The organism is Lichenifustis flavocetrariae, from assembly GCF_026130545.1.
Lineage (GTDB): Bacteria > Pseudomonadota > Alphaproteobacteria > Rhizobiales > Beijerinckiaceae > Lichenihabitans > Lichenihabitans flavocetrariae.
Genome location: NZ_JAMOIM010000001.1, coordinates 318,674 through 335,232, shown reverse-complemented (window position 1 = coordinate 335,232; position 16,559 = coordinate 318,674). Strand labels below are relative to the sequence as shown.

17 protein-coding genes are annotated in these 16,559 nt (G+C 63.2%); 4 read left to right on the top strand and 13 right to left on the bottom strand.

The annotated features are described in order from the left end of the window. Window positions 1-42: 42 nt before the first annotated feature. The 6 genes from M8523_RS01555 to M8523_RS01530 all read right to left on the bottom strand — a co-directional run bounded on the left by M8523_RS01555 (window position 43) and on the right by M8523_RS01530 (window position 6,250). Window positions 43-1,479 (bottom strand): pyruvate dehydrogenase complex E1 component subunit beta, encoded by a 1,437-nt coding sequence (locus M8523_RS01555; RefSeq protein ID WP_282583055.1) that lies wholly within the window; start codon window positions 1,477-1,479, stop codon window positions 43-45. A gap of 25 nt (window positions 1,480-1,504) precedes the next feature. Beyond that, window positions 1,505-2,539 (bottom strand): pyruvate dehydrogenase (acetyl-transferring) E1 component subunit alpha, encoded by a 1,035-nt coding sequence (gene pdhA / locus M8523_RS01550; RefSeq protein WP_282583054.1) that lies wholly within the window; start codon window positions 2,537-2,539, stop codon window positions 1,505-1,507. 180 nt (window positions 2,540-2,719) lie between these two features. Next, window positions 2,720-3,043, bottom strand: coding sequence for an FtsB family cell division protein (locus M8523_RS01545; protein WP_282583053.1), 324 nt, complete (start codon window positions 3,041-3,043; stop codon window positions 2,720-2,722). Between the two features lie 34 nt (window positions 3,044-3,077). Beyond that, window positions 3,078-3,911, bottom strand: a complete 834-nt coding sequence (locus M8523_RS01540) for a prephenate dehydrogenase/arogenate dehydrogenase family protein (protein WP_282583052.1) — start codon at window positions 3,909-3,911, stop codon at window positions 3,078-3,080. Between the two features lie 253 nt (window positions 3,912-4,164). Then, on the bottom strand, window positions 4,165-5,442 hold the full coding sequence (gene eno / locus M8523_RS01535; RefSeq protein WP_282583051.1) for a phosphopyruvate hydratase: 1,278 nt from the start codon (window positions 5,440-5,442) through the stop codon (window positions 4,165-4,167). Window positions 5,443-5,626: 184 nt separating this feature from the next. Beyond that, window positions 5,627-6,250: a PEP-CTERM sorting domain-containing protein gene (locus M8523_RS01530; RefSeq protein WP_282583050.1), complete on the bottom strand. Its 624-nt coding sequence runs from the start codon at window positions 6,248-6,250 to the stop codon at window positions 5,627-5,629. Window positions 6,251-6,521: 271 nt separating this feature from the next. Here M8523_RS01530 and sseA point away from each other — a divergent pair, with 271 nt between their 5' ends. After that, window positions 6,522-7,388 (top strand): 3-mercaptopyruvate sulfurtransferase, encoded by an 867-nt coding sequence (sseA, locus tag M8523_RS01525; protein WP_282583049.1) that lies wholly within the window; start codon window positions 6,522-6,524, stop codon window positions 7,386-7,388. A 34-nt stretch (window positions 7,389-7,422) separates the two neighbouring features. On the opposite strand, the gene M8523_RS01520 is transcribed toward sseA, so the two are convergent. The 6 genes from M8523_RS01520 to M8523_RS01495 form a co-directional block, all read right to left on the bottom strand. Then, a complete protein-coding gene (locus tag M8523_RS01520) occupies window positions 7,423-8,241 on the bottom strand; it encodes a phytoene/squalene synthase family protein (RefSeq protein ID WP_282583048.1) in 819 nt (272 codons plus the stop codon). 50 nt (window positions 8,242-8,291) lie between these two features. Further along, on the bottom strand, window positions 8,292-8,672 hold the full coding sequence (locus M8523_RS01515; RefSeq protein ID WP_282583047.1) for an Mth938-like domain-containing protein: 381 nt from the start codon (window positions 8,670-8,672) through the stop codon (window positions 8,292-8,294). A gap of 62 nt (window positions 8,673-8,734) precedes the next feature. Further along, a complete protein-coding gene (gene secF / locus M8523_RS01510) occupies window positions 8,735-9,706 on the bottom strand; it encodes a protein translocase subunit SecF (protein ID WP_282583046.1) in 972 nt (323 codons plus the stop codon). A gap of 10 nt (window positions 9,707-9,716) precedes the next feature. Continuing rightward, window positions 9,717-11,312, bottom strand: a complete 1,596-nt coding sequence (secD, locus tag M8523_RS01505; protein WP_282583045.1) for a protein translocase subunit SecD — start codon at window positions 11,310-11,312, stop codon at window positions 9,717-9,719. A gap of 37 nt (window positions 11,313-11,349) precedes the next feature. After that, window positions 11,350-11,694: a preprotein translocase subunit YajC gene (gene yajC, locus M8523_RS01500; RefSeq protein WP_282583044.1), complete on the bottom strand. Its 345-nt coding sequence runs from the start codon at window positions 11,692-11,694 to the stop codon at window positions 11,350-11,352. 242 nt (window positions 11,695-11,936) lie between these two features. Further along, a complete protein-coding gene (locus M8523_RS01495; RefSeq protein WP_282583043.1) occupies window positions 11,937-12,545 on the bottom strand; it encodes a hypothetical protein in 609 nt (202 codons plus the stop codon). A gap of 333 nt (window positions 12,546-12,878) precedes the next feature. Here M8523_RS01495 and M8523_RS01490 point away from each other — a divergent pair, with 333 nt between their 5' ends. Next, entirely contained in the window at window positions 12,879-13,757 is an 879-nt protein-coding gene (locus M8523_RS01490) for an ATP-binding protein (protein WP_282583042.1), read from the top strand. 38 nt (window positions 13,758-13,795) lie between these two features. Further along, a complete protein-coding gene (locus M8523_RS01485; RefSeq protein WP_282583041.1) occupies window positions 13,796-14,413 on the top strand; it encodes an acyloxyacyl hydrolase in 618 nt (205 codons plus the stop codon). 294 nt (window positions 14,414-14,707) lie between these two features. Here M8523_RS01485 and M8523_RS01480 read toward each other — a convergent pair whose 3' ends face one another. Next, window positions 14,708-15,463 carry an EAL domain-containing protein gene (locus tag M8523_RS01480; RefSeq protein ID WP_282583040.1) on the bottom strand — a complete coding sequence of 252 codons (756 nt, stop codon included), beginning with the start codon at window positions 15,461-15,463 and terminating at the stop codon, window positions 14,708-14,710. A 235-nt stretch (window positions 15,464-15,698) separates the two neighbouring features. On the opposite strand from M8523_RS01480, the gene M8523_RS01475 reads away from it, so the two are divergent. Further along, window positions 15,699-16,535 (top strand): chorismate mutase, encoded by an 837-nt coding sequence (locus M8523_RS01475; RefSeq protein WP_282583039.1) that lies wholly within the window; start codon window positions 15,699-15,701, stop codon window positions 16,533-16,535. The last annotated feature ends 24 nt before the right edge of the window (window positions 16,536-16,559 follow it).

Genomic DNA, 16,559 nt, shown 5'->3' with positions numbered 1-16,559 from the left:
GCACGAAAGGGCGCCGCTGGAAAACGGCGCGTATGTCGACGATCAGCGGTAGAGAACGGCCTTGGCGGCGGCCACGACTTCGCCCACGTTGGGCAGCGCCAGCTTTTCGAGGTTGGCCGCGTAAGGCATCGGCACATCCTTGCCTGAGACGCGGGCCACCGGCGCATCGAGATAGTCGAAGGCGCCTTCCATGACCCGGACCGCGATCTCGGCTCCGACGCCCGACTGTGCCCAACCTTCTTCGACCGTCACGCAGCGGCCGGTCTTCTTGACCGACGCCAGGATCGTCTCCGTATCCATCGGCCGGATGGTGCGGAGGTCGATCACCTCGGCCTCGATTCCCTCCTTGGCGAGTTCGTCGGCGGCCTTGAGCGCATAGGTCATGCCGATCGACCAGGAGACGATCGTCACATCCTTGCCGGGGCGCGCCACCTTGGCCTTGCCGATCGGGACGGTGAAGTCGTCGAGTTGCGGCACATCGAATTGCTGGCCGTACAGGATCTCGTTTTCGAGGAAAACAACCGGATTGGGGCTGCGAATCGCGCTCTTCAGCAAGCCCTTGGCGTCCGCCGCCGTATAGGGCGCCACCACGATGAGGCCCGGCACGCTCGAATACCAGGCGGTATAATCCTGGCTATGCTGCGCGCCGACGCGCGCCGCGGCGCCATTCGGACCACGGAACACGATCGGGCAACCCATCTGGCCACCCGACATGTAGAGCGTCTTGGCCGCCGAATTGATGATGTGGTCGATCGCCTGCATGGCGAAATTGAACGTCATGAATTCCACGATGGGCTTCAGACCCGCCATGGCGGCGCCGACGCCGATGCCCGCAAAGCCATATTCAGTGATCGGCGTGTCGATGACCCGCCTGGCGCCAAATTCCTGCAGAAGACCCTGGGTGACCTTGTAGGCACCCTGGTACTCGGCAACCTCTTCGCCCATCACGAAGATGTCGCCATCACGCCGCATCTCTTCGGCCATGGCGTCGCGCAGCGCTTCACGCACCGTGACGCTGACAAACGCGGTGCCTTCCGGCACCTCTGGCGCGGCCTCGGCTGGCGCCCCGCCGGTCAGCCCATGGGTCGCGGCTTTGGTGGGCGGCCCAGCGGATTCGATCGGCACGCCGGCAGGCTGCGGCTTCTCGGCGACATCGGCGGCCCCGGGTTTGGCGGGTTCCGGCGCTTTGGCGGAAACCGACCCATTCGGAGGCGGCGCAGCCGCCGAGGCATCCTCACCCTCGGCCACGATGACGCCGATCGGGGTATTCACCGCGACATTGTCGGTCCCTTCTTCGACCAGAATGGCGCTGAGGGTCCCTTCGTCGACGGCCTCGACTTCCATCGTCGCCTTGTCGGTCTCGATCTCAGCCAGGATATCGCCCGACTTCACAGGGTCCCCAACCTTCTTCATCCATTTGGCAAGCTTGCCCTGCTCCATCGTGGGCGATAGGGCGGGCATCAATACATTGGTGGCCATCGTGGTGTCCTGAATCCCGTCGCGATCAGAGCAGAATGTCGGTCCAAAGTTCGGACGGATCCGGCTCGGGGTCGTGCTGCGCAAATTCCGCCGCTTCGGTCACCACAGACCGGACCTTCGCGTCAATCGCTTTGAGGTCGTCCTCCTTGGCCTTGTGCTCATTCAAAAGGCGATTGCGGACCTGTTCGATGGGATCCTGCTCGTCGCGCATTTTCTGCACTTCGTCGCGCGAGCGGTATTTGGCCGGGTCCGACATCGAGTGGCCGCGATAGCGGTAGGTCTGCATTTCCAGGATCATGGGGCCATTGCCGCCGCGGCACCATTCGAGCGCCTTGGCGCCGGCAGCCCGCACGGCGCGCACGTCCATGCCGTCGACCTGCTCGCCAGGGATATTGAACGAGAGACCACGGCGCGAAAAGTCCGGCTGCGCAGAGGAGCGCGTCACCGAGGTGCCCATCGCATAGCGATTGTTCTCGATCACGAAGACGATCGGCAGCTTCCACAGCTGCGCCATATTGAAGCTCTCGTAGACCTGCCCCTGGTTGGCGGCCCCATCACCGAAATAGCTCACCGCCACGGTCCCGTCGCCGCGATATTGGTTCGCAAAGGCGAGACCGGCACCGAGGGGCACCTGCCCGCCCACGATCCCGTGGCCGCCGTAGAAATGCTTCTCCTTGGAGAACATGTGCATCGAGCCGCCCTTGCCGTGCGAATATCCTCCGCGCCGGCCTGTCAGCTCCGCCATCACGCCCTTCGCCTCCATGCCGCAGGCCAGCATGTGCCCGTGGTCCCGGTAGCCCGTGATGACCTTATCGCCCTGCTTTTGGGCCATCTGCATGCCCACCACCACGGCCTCCTGGCCGATGTAGAGGTGGCAGAAGCCGCCAATGAGCCCCATGCCGTACATCTGGCCGGCCTTCTCCTCGAAGCGGCGGATCATCAGCATTTCGCTGTAGGCCGAAAAGTCCTCCTCCTTTGTGAAGGGCGGAACGTTCGACTTGGCTGGCGCGGGCACAGACCCGTTGGCCTCGGGCCTTGCGGTTTTCAGGGCTGGGGCCATGATTGCTCCTGGGCAAAACGGGAGCGTAGCTACGCCAGCCCCCAACACGTCTTGCCGGTAACCTAGTGGAGCTTTTTCAGAAAAGCGAGAGGTCTCCCGGGGAGACCAGCTATGCTCAAATCTTTGAATGTGCTTGCGTATTATTGCACCTGCGTTTGTGCATTGCACAATCGCGTCATATCAGTGCTTGATCGATCCCGTGAAAATCTCGACGTCACGCGAATCAACATAGTCAAGCTTGTTGCGCGCCTGTTCCTCCGCGAGATCGCGGTCGACGCCCTCGGATCGCATCTGCATCACACGGTGATCCCACTTGGCGCGTTGCGCCTTGAGGTCGTCGAGATTGGCCCGAAGCTCGGCGATCGTGGCCTTGTATTCCAGCTTGGCCTTCGTGCCGCGCTCCCCGTTCTTGGCCGTGTTGAGAAAATAAGTCGAGGCGATGCCCGACACCGCGTAGAGCGTCAGGGGGATGAGAACGGCGCGAAGACGGGTACGGACGACCATAGCCGGACTATGATGGGTCGTGGTGAACGGGTACTTAACGCGCCGGTTCGGAGGGAGGCGTATCGTGCTCGGCCGCAGCCCGATCTCTGGAAAACGCCCCTCCGCGATGCCGTTGCGTCAACTCCGCTTCAAGGCGCGACGCCGCCCTGAAGAATTGTTGCCGAACCTCCTGGACATAGGGATTGGCGCCCAGGATCGCGTCGACAACCTCGGGTGCGTCGTGACGCACGAGGTCGGTAGCTTCCAACAGAAGCTCGAAACTCCGCGTCGTGAAGCGCATCGGCGAGAGCTCGAAATCCCCGAGGAGCCTGCCGATCACATGCGTCAGACCCTGCACGAACGCGACCTCGGAATCATGGTCCTCGGCTGCCGCAAACAGCACGTCCAAGCCCAGGCATTTTTTGAGGAAGGCGCCGACTTCAGGACCCCGGCGACCTCGCAATGGGCACACGGCGATCTTCAAACCGCGAATGCCGTTCTTGGCGCTTTCCGGCCCAAACAGCGGATGCGTTGCCACGATATCCACATGTTCGGGCAGGTGCCGCCGCATGATTTCGGCCGGAGCAACCTTCACCGACCCCACATCCAGCACAAGCGTCGCCGGTCGCAGGTGAGGCGCCAGAGCCTTCACCACGCTTTCGATGGCGGCGGCCGGTGTTGCGATGATCACAATTCCACATTGCGCGACTTCACGCAGGGTGCACGACACGACCGGGGAGATGTCGCCAGCGCCGCCGGCTGAAAGTCGGGGATCATAGGCGCGCAAGGCGAAGAAAGGCGCCAGATGACGGGCCATGAGACGCCCAAAGGCGCCGAACCCAACGATGCCGATCGAAACACGATTCTTGATGGTGATGGTAGATAACACGTTCGGCCTGCTGAAAGAGGCGAGACCGACGGTTTTTTAATAACTTCAACCGCTGGCGTCGCAGCGGTTGAGAAATGACAAGCACTCCGCCGCTATTGAAGCGACGCGTAATAGAGGCCGGACATCATGGCGGAACTTGTCATCCGGTCGTTGTGAGCAGGCGTGCCGCACGCGTCAACAACAAATCCGCGTCGAGCGAAGCGAAGTTGTCGGGCGTTGCGGGCGACCGGCAGGTTCCCCGCCACCCCTCCGTTCAGAGAGCTTTCAGGGCTCCGCGCCCGGCATATTTGGCCTGAAGGCCGAGGCTCTGCTCGATGCGGATCAGCTGGTTGTACTTGGCCAACCGGTCCGAGCGGGCGAGCGATCCGGTCTTGATCTGCCCGCAATTGGTCGCGACCGCGAGATCCGCGATCGTCGAATCCTCGGTCTCACCCGACCGATGCGACATCACGGCCCGGTAGCCGGCACGATGCGCCATGTCGACGGCCGCAAGCGTCTCGGTCAACGTGCCGATCTGGTTCACCTTGACCAGAAGGGCATTGGCCACACCCATCTTGATGCCGCGCGAGAGCCGCTCGGTGTTGGTCACGAACAGGTCGTCGCCGACGAGTTGGCAGGTGTCGCCGATGAGGCCGGTCAGGATCTTCCAGCCCTCCCAATCGTCCTCACCCATACCGTCCTCGATCGAGGCGATCGGGTAGTCCTTGGAGAGTTTGGCGAGGTATTCGGCCTGTTCCTGGATCGAGCGCTTCTTACCCTCGCCTTCATAGTGATAGACGCCGTCCTTGAACCAATCGGTCACGGCGCAATCCAGCGCCAGCACGATGTCCTGGCCCGGCTTGAAGCCGGCCTTGGTCACGGCCTCCAGGCAGAAGTCGAGAGCAGCTTCGGCCGACGGCAGGTTCGGCGCGAAGCCGCCCTCGTCGCCCACATTGGTGTTCTGGCCCGACTTCTTCAGGAGACCTTTCAGAGTGTGAAACACTTCCGAGCCCCAGCGCACGGCCTCCGAGAGGCTCTCGGCGCCGACCGGCATGATCATGAATTCCTGGAAGTCGATCGGGTTATCGGCATGCGCGCCGCCGTTGAGGATGTTCATCATCGGAACGGGAAGCACATGCGCCTGCGTGCCACCAACATAGCGATAAAGCGGGAGGTTCGATTCGTCCGCGGCGGCCTTGGCGACCGCCAGCGACACGCCAAGGATCGCATTGGCTCCAAGCTTGGATTTGTTGGGCGTCCCGTCGAGCGCGATCAGCGCCTCGTCGACAGCGATCTGGTCTTCGGCGTCGATGTCCTCCAAGGCTTCGAAAATCGGCTCCATGGCGGCGATCGCCTTCTGGACCCCCTTGCCGCCGTAACGGCTCTTGTCCCCGTCGCGCAATTCGACCGCTTCATGGGCGCCGGTCGAGGCGCCAGACGGCACCGCCGCGCGACCCGAGGCACCACTTTCCAACGTGACATCGACCTCGATCGTCGGATTGCCGCGACTGTCAAGAATTTCACGGGCGATGATGTCGATGATCGCGGTCATGGCAGTGCCTTGCACGAAGAAGCGGTGCGGCCTTGTAAAACAGGCCTTCCAGGTTGGGAAGTGCCGATGAACCGGCTTGTTCGCCGTCCCGGCCGCAGCCGATCGACGTCTCGCGAGACTGCCCAGAGCGGGCGTGCTGTATTAGCGGAAGCGCCGACGCGGTCCTGCCCGGCAGTTGTCGGCGTCACACCGTCTTTTGGCGACGCCGAACCCCATAGCGCACGACGCCTAGACCCAGCAGTCCGGCACCGAACATGGACAACGACCCGGGAAGCGGCACGGCAGAGATTGCAGCATTCGTCACTGTCAGGGACGAGACGTCGAAGCTGGCATAGGTGGCCCGCGCGGCGTCATTGGCATCGAAATATTGATAGTTGCCGATGAAGGTGGCGTCCTTCGAGGTCAGGCTGAACTGGCTTCCATAATCGGCCGGCATCAGCGTCGAAGCGACGTAGAATCCGGAATATTCATACCCTGAGCTGTCCTTGACGAAATCCTGGTGCTTGCCGGTGACCGATCCGCTGTAAATGTAATCGGACAGGTCCGCGATGGAACGCAAGGTATCGCCGATCGTCAGAGTAAGGCTGGCGGAATTCGAGAAACCGCGCTCGGTGCCCCCAAACTGCAGGCTCTGTTCGGCATCGACATAACGATAAGCGGCTTTGGCGAAATCGAAGGTTTCGATCAGCCGGAACGCCTGACCGGTCAGCTCCGTGTTCGACCCGAAAATACCGGCCCGGTCATAGCCGTAGTCGACGATCCCGGCGTAGGTGTAGGTCACACTTGCGGCAGACGCTGGAACTGCCATGACAGCAAACGCAACCGCAATCATTGTCCTCGCAATCACTACCGGCCTCGCATCTTCAACACATCGAAGATCCAGCATCTCATAATCAAGCAATAACTCTCAGACGATCTCTACCTATGAATAAAATCAAAGACCTTTATTTCGTATTATTTTATTCGCTTTCTACGTATTCGCGTGCGTTAGGAAATACTGCACTCTGGCCTCGTCTGTATCCCGCATTGACGAAGCCGGTCCGAACGGGTCATGGTCCCCCGCACATCCCGAGGCCCCGATGGTTGACACGCGCCCGAACGACGCTCTTGCAAGCCCCTTTGTCACAACCGATTGGTTGGCCGCCCGCATCGCCGATCCGCACCTCGTCGTGATCGACGGATCCTGGTACCTGCCGACACAGAACCGCGACGGGCGGCAGGACTTCGAGAACGGACACATCCCCGGCGCTGTGTTCTTCGATGTCGATGGTCTCTCAGACGCATCCAGCGGCCTTCCGCATATGTTGCTCGATCCGGAAAGCTTCGGCCGAGCGGTCGGTGCGCTCGGCATTCCGTCCGACGCGACTCTCATCGTCTATGACGGTATGGGTCTATTCTCGGCACCGAGGGTTTGGTGGACGCTGCGGATCTTCGGCGCCCGCGATGTCCGGCTCCTGGACGGCGGGATGCCGAAATGGAAGGCCGAAGGTCGACCCATCGAGGCCGGCGCGGCCCGGCGTCCGCCAGCTTCGTTTACGGCCCACCAGCAGGAAGGCGCCGTCGCCGATTTTGCCGCCGTCCGGCACGCACTGGAGACCGGCGCCGCACGTGTGGTCGACGCACGTCCCGCGGCGCGCTTCAAGGGTGAGGCGCCGGAACCCCGCCCAGGCGTCCGGGCGGGCCACATGCCGGGCAGCCTCAACGTTCCGTTCTCCGACCTCATTGCGGACGGATCGTTGAAATCCCAGGCTGCCTTGCGGAGCGCCTTTGCGGATGCCGGCATAGACCTCAGCGAACCCGTGATCGCCACCTGCGGCTCAGGTGTCTCGGCCGCGATCCTGGTCCTCGCTTTGGCAACCTTGGGCAAAGCGGATGCTGCCCTCTACGATGGCTCCTGGGCCGAATATGGTAGCCGCTCGGACGTGCCGGTCGTCACGGGCGCATGAGCCGATCGTGGATGGGGCAGATGTCAGCCTGAGGTCAGAGGATGCCGTTGCGGCGTGCTGCGCGCCATAGGATCCACTGCTGACGCCAGGGCGCCAGCCCGACCTGCGTGGTGAAGGGGTCGTAGGCCCGCTGCCGCGTTCGCTTGAGTTCCGGCACGGCGAGATTTGCGGTGAGGAACGCGGGTGCGGCTCTGGGGTCAAGCGTCCGCCGAGTGTCGCGAAGCGCCGCCCATTCCTGCCATGCGAAATCGACCAGAGCCGCAATGGCAGCCCGGATCGGGGCCGAGGTCCGCCGCACCAGAACCTCGGCCGCGCCGATGCCATGCTGGCGCAGCAGGTCGAGTGGCACCGTCATATGCAACGGTGTTCCGCCGCTGGTAAAGGCGCGCAGCGTTTCGACGACCGCCATGGCCCGTCCCGCATGCCGCGCCGCCGCCTCGGTCGTGGGATCGCGGGTGCCTTGAAGGGCGAGCGCTTCGAGGCTGATCCTGGCACCATGGATCTGGTCGGCACGAGCCGCATACTCATCGAGCGAGGCGAGAGGATCGTCATACAAATCCGTGCGACGCGCGTCGATCATCCCGGTCAGCGTGGCCCTCGGCAGATGCGCCCGTCGGATCGTCTCGATCAGCGCCGCGGCGACGGGATGACCGCGAACGTCCCCGCGTGCTTCGCCCTCGATGGCATCGGTCCACCATTGCAGCCGCAACTCGCCCGCCAGAGGCTCGCGAACCTTTGCCCTCACCCCCGCGATCTCAATCGCGAAAGCCTCGATGGCATAGAGAAAGTGGCGCTTGTCAGGGGGCGCGAACAGGGCTGCGAGCCAAGCGGAACGGTCGCTGGTTTTGACCAATGATTCGCAGTGGGCATCATTTGGGTTGGCGTCAGGCGACGATGGAATCGTCACGGAACGGCCAGCAAGGCAGCCGCGACACGGCGGCCTTCGCCCATCAGCACATTGTAGGTGCGGGCCGCGGCACCCGTCGCCATCGGGTCGAAGCGGATGCCGGCATCCCTCAGTTGAGTGCGGAGCGTGGCCGGGAGAGGCACGAGATCGTTACCGGTGCCCACGAGCAGCAATTCAACAGTGGACTTCGGCAGGGCGAACAAAGCCTCCAACGACGCGACGTCGATCTCCTCGAACCGCTCCGGTCCCCAAGCATGGATACCGGTCGGGAGCGCGAGAATGGAGCCCCGGTGCGACATGCCGGCGAATTTGAAAGCGCCGCTGCCATAAGCATCGATGGCATGCGCACCGGGGACATAACCAGTCGGTTCTACCATGATCGGTGTCCCTGCCCGTAAAGCCGCACCGTCCGAGGCCATGCCGGCCCCGAAGATAACCGTCAGGCTGTCCGCGCCTTCGCGGGTGTCGGTTCCTGCTTCGTGGGTGCCTGTTTGGTCGGGAGGGGTTTGGCACCGGCTTCGGTGCGAACCCCGAGATAGATCAGGATCGGCGAGCAGATGAAGATCGACGAATAGGTGCCGACGACCACGCCCCACATCATGGCGAGCGAGAAGCTCTTGATCACTTCGCCCCCGAACAGCACGAGAGCGAGCAGCGCCAGGGCGACCGTGGTTGCCGTCATGATGGTGCGTGGCAGCACGGCATTGACCGACAGGTCGATCATGTCAGCCGTCGACATGCGCTTGTATTTACGCATCATTTCCCGAATGCGGTCGAGCACCACCACGGCCTCGTTCAACGAGTAGCCCACGATGGTCAGGATCGCGGCGATCGAGGTGGTATTGAATTCAAGGTGGGTCACCGAGAAGAAGCCGACGGTCAGCAGCAGATCGTGCATGGTCGCGATGATGGCCCCGACCGCGAATTGCCATTCGAACCGGAACCACAGGTAGAGCAGCACCGCGAAGATCGACACGACCACGCCGAGCGTGCCGGACTGCACGAGTTCGCCCGAGACGCGCGGACCGACCACCTCGACGCGGCGGATGTCATAATTGGCCTGCACGAGATCGCGCAGCTTGCTGACAGTCGTCTCCTGGGCCGCGGCGCCGCCCGGCTGCACCCCGAAGCGGAGCGTGACATCGGACGGCGTGCCGAAGCCCTGCACTTCGACGTTCCCGATGTTCAGCCCCTCCCCCATCTTACGCAACTCAGCGGTGTCGGCGGTCCCCGACTTTGCGCGCAGCTCCAGCACCGTACCGCCCGCGAAATCGATGCCGAAATTCATCCCCCAGACCAGAAAGGTCACGACGGAGACGATCGAGAGAAAGGCCGAGAACGGGTAGGAGAAGCGCCGGAGGCGCATGAATCCAAGCTTGGTGTTCTCGGGCGCGAGGCGAAGGAGTTTCATGAAGGTCGCCTCAGATCGGCAGAACGGTCGGCCGCTTAACGCGGTACCAGACGGCGATCATCATCCGGGTCATCGTCACGGCGGTCACGACCGAGGTCAGAATACCCAGACCCAACGACACGGCAAATCCGCGCACCGGCCCGGACCCGAATAGATACAGGATCGTGGCGGCCACAAACATGGTGACGTTCGAGTCGATGATAGTCGCGAAGGCCCGCCGGAACCCGGCATCAAGCGACTGGAGGATCGAGCGGCCGCCATGGTTCTCCTCGCGGATACGCTCATAGATCAGCACGTTGGCGTCGACCGCGACGCCAATCGTGAAGACGATGCCGGCGATGCCCGGCAGCGTGAGGGTCGCGCCGAGCAGCACCATGAAGGCGAAGATCAACAAGATGTGAACCGCCAGGGCGATATCAGCGAAAATGCCGAACACCCCATAGGTGAGCAGCATGTATCCGAGGACCAGCACGGCGGCCACATAGGCGGCCCGCTTGCCGGCGTCGATCGAATCCTGCCCGAGGCCAGGACCGACCGTACGTTCCTCGACGATCGTCAGCTTGGCCGGAAGAGCGCCGGCGCGCAGCAGGACCGCGAGATCGTTCGCCTGCTGCACAGTGAAGCTACCAGAGATCTGGCCCGAGCCGCCGGTGATGGCCCCAAGAATACGCGGTGCGGATACGATCTTCTCGTCGAGAACGATCGCAAACGGTTTGCCGACATTCTCCGACGTGACCTGACCGAATTGCTGGCCGCCGCGCAGGTTGAAGCGGAAGTTCACGACAGGCTCACCGGTCCGTGAGTCAAAGCCGGGCTGCGCGTCCGTCAGGTCCTCCCCCTGCACCATCACGCGCTTCTCGACCGGCAGTGTGCCATTTCCCTCGGTCGGCGTGTAATAGGGCAGTTGCTCGACGTCGGACGGGGCCTCACCTGCGTCGGCCACGAGGCGAAACTCGAGCTTCGCCGTCGTGCCCAGAATATCCTTCAACCGCTGCGCGTCCTGCAGCCCCGGCACTTCCACCAGAATGCGGTCGTTGCCCTCGCGCTGGATGTTTGGCTCGGTCGTGCCGAGCGCATCGACGCGGCGGCGCAACACCTCGATCGATTGATCGACGGCACGCCGCACACGCGCATCGATCCCCTGGTCGGTGAGGGCCAACTGGATGACGCCGTCGTCGCCCTCGTTGACGGTGAATTCCGACACGGCCCCGGTCAGCGATGCGCCAAGCGGCTGGGCCAGGGCCCGCAGTTTCGGCAGAAGCTTTGCGCGGTCGTTGGCATCAGGAACCCGCAGCTGGATCCCCTTGGCCTGCAACCCGATGCCGCCCGTCAGGCGCACGTTCTCCTCGCGCAGCGTCCGGCGTACGTCGTCGCGCAATCCCTCCACCTTGGTGCGGATCACCGAGGGTGTGTCGACTTCGAGCAGCACATGGGCACCGCCCTGGAGATCGAGACCGAGCACGATGGTCTTCGCCGGCAGCCACGGCACATTGCGGGCCAGCGACTCGCGCGCCGTTTGCGGCAGCATGCTTGGGACAACGAGGAGAAGCGCGATCAGCGTGGCCACGATGATGGACACGACTTTCCACGGAGCATAGCGGATCATGCGCGGCGCGCCTCGAGGCTCAACGGGACATGAACCATCATGGCTTGATTGCTGCTTCCTTCACGGGTTCGCCCTTGGCACGAACCTCGGAGATCATGGCGCGCGAGACCCGGACCCGGACGTTCGGGGCGATTTCGAGTTCGAGCTCGGTCGGCTCCGTCGCTTTGGTGACCTTGCCGATCAGCCCGCCGGTGGTGACGATCGTGTCGCCCCGTCGCACGGCGGTGATCATGGCCTGATGATCCTTGGTCCGCTTTTGCTGAGGTCGGAGGATCAGCACATACATGATGCCGAGAACCGCAACCATCGGCACGACGAATTGGATAATGTCTGCGCTGCCGCCCAGGGCCCCGGGCGTTTGCGCGAATGCAGAAGTGAACACCTGAAAACTCCAGTGGGTGGTGAGCCTTGAGCCCACGGCCCAACAAATCGCGCGGGACTATACAAGTCGGCCGCGTGAAAGCAATCGCGTCAAAACTTACAAACAGGAGAGGCTGCGCGGCCGCCGTTCTGTCCACGTCTACGGGAAGCGTCGCGCCTGGCGGCTGCAACGCTCCTGCCGGCAGGATGTCGAAGGGCGCGCAGCTTCCGCCGCGCGCCCTTCGAACGATCAGAATCGAGGTGTCACGCGATCGGTGCGCCTGTGACCGCGCTGGCTTTGCGGCGGCTCTTCCCATAGCCCAGGCCCGCCAAGGTCAGCACGGCGACACCGAACAAGGGGAGGGCCGCCGGCAGGGGGACGGAAGACACCGCCGTGCCGATCACCACATTTCCCGACAGTCCGACATTCTGGAAGCTCGGGCTGCTGTTGCTCTCCGGAGCCACCGTCGCGCCTTGGGAACAGGCGAAGTTGCCGGCCGCTGCATCGCAATAATAGTGATTGCCGCTGTAAAGGCCCTGCTGAAACAACAAGTAGCCGCCATCCGTACCGCTGTAATCGAAGAGCAGTTGGGAGGAGGTAGCCATCAGATCGGCACCAGACCCGACCACGGCGCTATTGGATGAGGTCAGGACATAAGAGGCCATGCCGCTGGTCAGGGTGAGCGTCCAGTCGACCACGTTGCTCGCGCCGAGACTGCCGAGCGTGCCGTCGGTGCCGATGCTGCCCACGACACTGCCGGACCCAATCGTCTGATTGATATTGTAGGTGATCGGAGCCGCCGAGGACGTCCCCACGCCCATGCCTATCGCACCGAATGCGAACCCGAGGATGACGAGCCGGCCGCGCGCCATGAGGTCCGCTCCATTCCTCCCCGGGGATCGGGCATGTCCGACCTCAATTGAAGCATTTGAAAATCTCGCTGAAATCTTCATACTGGTCTCCGCCTCGCTTGGCCTGCGCGCCGAAGAAAATGCTTCGAACGCCGGAAGCGCGAGAAACGCTAGGTGGTCGCCTGGTGGGAGGCATGATCCATTTGGATAGGCGTCGGTGACTTGCATGAAGGCCGCGAGGGGTTATGTCGCGCGGCATTCGGCGAGACAGCGTTCCCGGCTGGCGACGCGCCACTCCGTTTTTCTCTTCACACCGACCGCCAGGACGGCGCTCGACTCTCGCTGGATTGCCTAATGACAATGACGGATTCGCTGCTCCCGGTGCTGGAACGTATCGCGGCGGCGCTCGAACGCCTGACCCCCACCCCCCCGGCCCAGCCCGACTTCGGAGCCGCGGACGCCTTTGTGTTCTCGGCCACGGCCGGGCGGCTGGTGCCCGTCCCAAAGGTCAACCGGGTAGACCTCGACCTCCTACAGGGGATCGATAGGGTCCGAGACATCCTTCTCGACAACACGCAGCGCTTCGCGCGCGGTCTCCCGGCCAACAACGCATTGCTGTGGGGAGCACGCGGCATGGGCAAGTCGTCGCTCGTCAAAGCCGTCCATGCGACGGTCAACGGCGCGCGAGGGTCTGAACTGCCGCTGAAGCTCGTCGAGATCCACCGCGAGGATGTCGACAGCCTGCCGGCGCTGATGACGCTGCTGCGCGACGCGCCGTGCCGCTTCATCCTGTTCTGTGACGACCTGTCGTTCGATACGGACGACACATCCTATAAGTCCCTGAAGGCCGTGCTCGACGGGGGCATCGAGGGACGGCCCGATAATGTCATCTTCTACGCGACGTCGAATCGACGTCATCTCATGCCGCGCGACATGATGGACAACGAGCGCGCCACCGCCATCAACCCCGGCGAGGCCGTGGAGGAAAAGGTGTCCTTGTCCGATCGTTTCGGCTTGTGGCTCGGTTTCCACAAATGCTCGCAGGACGACTATCTCGCGATGATCGACGCCTATGCGGCAAGGCTCGGCCTCGAGTTGCCGCGCGACCAACTGGTTGGAGAGGCCCTGGAATGGGCGACCACGCGAGCGTCGCGTTCAGGACGCACTGCCTGGCAATTTATCCAGGATCTCGCTGGACGCATGGACAAGCGGCTCGACGCTGAGTACCGCTAAACAATGTCGTGGCGGTTTCACTCGCCGAGGAGCTGCTTTTGAATACGCGTTTCGTCAAGACCATCGCGACAACGGCAGCTCTGGCCCTGGCGCTCCCGGCCACGCTGGGCCATGCCGCGGATTTTCCAGCCTCGCCCGCGTCCTATGTGACGCCGCAAGCGCCTGCCCATGCCTATCCGTTCGGGGTCTTGTCCGAGGTGCGCGGCGGCATCTTCTACCACGGCTACGACACGCCGGAGCAAGGCTCGGGCGTCGACCTCAATGCGGAACTCCTGAGCCCGCGGATCGTGGAAACGAATGCGGGCTATTGGAACTACCTCATCCCCCGCCTGCATGTCGGTGGCAATCTGAACACGGACGGCAAGACGAGCGACGGTTATTTCGGCCTCACCTGGACGGTGCCGATCTATCAGCGGTTGTTCGGTGAAATTTCGCTCGGCGGCTCCTACAACGATGGCCACACGCAGTTCGTGCCGCCTGTCGGCTACTCGGCCGTGGGTTGTCACCTCATGTTCCGGGAATCGGCCACGCTCGGCTATCAGCTCACGGATCATTGGAGCGTGATGGCCACGGCCGAGCATATCTCCAACGACCATCTCTGCGCCCGCAATGCGGGCATGACGAATTTCGGGGGCCGGATCGGCTATACGTTCTGAGCGTCCTGGCGGGGCCTTACGTCACATGAGTGACGTGCCGCAACAGGGTTGCAGGATCGGGAGAAAGCAGGCATCCTCCCTTTATCGCAACGCAACGAAAGGAGGTGATCCAGTGTCTCATTGTTTCAAGCCGCAGGGCCAGGCCTGGATTTCTGTCTCCGCCGCGGTTTTGGCTGCGTAGGTCCGACACCAGGATCGGCCTGAAGGCCGGACAATGCGGGGGCCGCTTCCAGCTTGGGAGCGGCCCTTTTCTGTTGGAGCGATGACTGCGGTCGATCCGACTGAGCCGGCGAGTCAGAACACGTCAGGCCAAGCCGGGATGGCCAAAGCCTGAAAGGCCGGCCGCGCGAACAAATATCCTTGTTGCAGTCGGACGCCCAAATCGCGCAAGGCCGCATATTCATCGACCGTCTCGATCCCTTCGGCCAGGACGGAAATGCCGAGGTCGGCGCAGGCGGTGACGATGGCGCGGACGAGAACGCGCTTCACGCGGCTCGTGTCGATGCCGCGGATCAGGTCCATGTCGATCTTGATGATGTCGGGCTGAAAACGAGCCAGCAGCGACAATCCCGCGTAGCCTGCGCCGAAATCATCGAGCGCCGTCTTGAAACCCAATGCCTTGTAGCTCGCGATGATGCGTTGGACATGCGCGGGATCGAGACGCTCGTTCTCGGTGAACTCGAAGATCAGCCGGTCGAGGGGGAATTGAGTCCGCTTGGCGGTCGCGAGCGTCAAGCGGATGCAGGCACTCGGCTCGTAGACCGCATTCGGCAAAAAGTTGATCGACAGATAGCCGTTGTCCTTCTGCAGATCGAGACCGGAGGCCAGTTCGATCGCCTTGACGCGGCATGCTTGGTCGAAGCTGTAACGGTTGTCCTCGTCGACAGCGGACAGGATGCTGCCGGCGCCAGCACCGTCCGTGCCACGCACGAGCGCCTCATGGGCGAAGATCGACCCGGCTTCGACATCGACAATCGGCTGAAAGGCCATCGAAAACGGAAGCGCAAAGCCGACGCCGTTTTGGCACCCTTCACAATTGACCGCCTGCATGTTCACGCCTCTTTCTTCTCCGAGGCACTGTCCCCGACGGATGTGAACGTCAACTTACCAAGCTGCGCCGGGAGAGCTGAATCTTGGCGCCATTTATTATTGGTCGGCCAATGAGGTAGGGGGAGCCATACGGTTGCGCCGACGCAAAGGCCCTTTGCTAAAAGCGGTCACCGCCGCTATGACCCCAGTTGCATCCGGGCCGATCGTATCGGCCTCGAAAGAGCCCGAACCTGCCTTGTCCGATCCTACCGCCGCTTCCTCGATTGCCACCCAACTCGACGATCTCCGAGTCGAGATCGATCGGATCGACGCCGGGATGCACGCCCTGTTGATCGAACGCAGCGGCATCATCGACCAGTTGATCTCCATCAAGGCGCGCCAGGGGGGCGGTTCGGCGTTCCGGCCGGGTCGCGAAGCCGAGATGATGCGGCGCTTGGCCGAGCGGCATACGGGCCGGCTGCCGCTCGACACGGTCGAGAGCATCTGGCGGGTCATCATCTCGACCTTCACGTTCCTCCAAAACCCCTATGCGGTTCATGCCGATATGGCGGGCGGCGATGCGGCGATGCGCGACAGCGCCCGCTTTCACTTCGGCTTCACGGTGCCGTTGCACAGCCACTTCGGCACCGACGGCGTCATCCGGGCGGTGGCGGCTGCGGCCGGCGACCTCGGCCTCCTTCGGGCCGAGAATGCGAAGTCGGCCTGGTGGCGCGACTTGATGCCGCCCGAGGCGCCCAAGATCATCGCCCGCCTGCCTTTCGTGGAGCGGCCTGATCATCCGGCCGGCATCCCGGTCTTCGTCATCGCCCGCCCGGTCACCGCAGCCGCCGCCCGCGACGTGGTGTTCCACGCCGTGACGCTCGACCGCTGGCGCGAGGGGCTTGCGGAGGCTTTGGCAACGCTCGGCGGCGCGATCGTGGGCCACGCGGCCGAAAGCGACGGTGCGGCGCTGTTGCTATCGACGCCCGGTACACTGCCGGAGGGTCGTCTGAGCGCCACCTTGGCCGAGTTTGCCGGCACCACCGCGGTGACCGCGGTCGGCAGCCATGCGGCCCGATTCGAACTCGCATGACCTTCACGGACGACCGGACTTCTC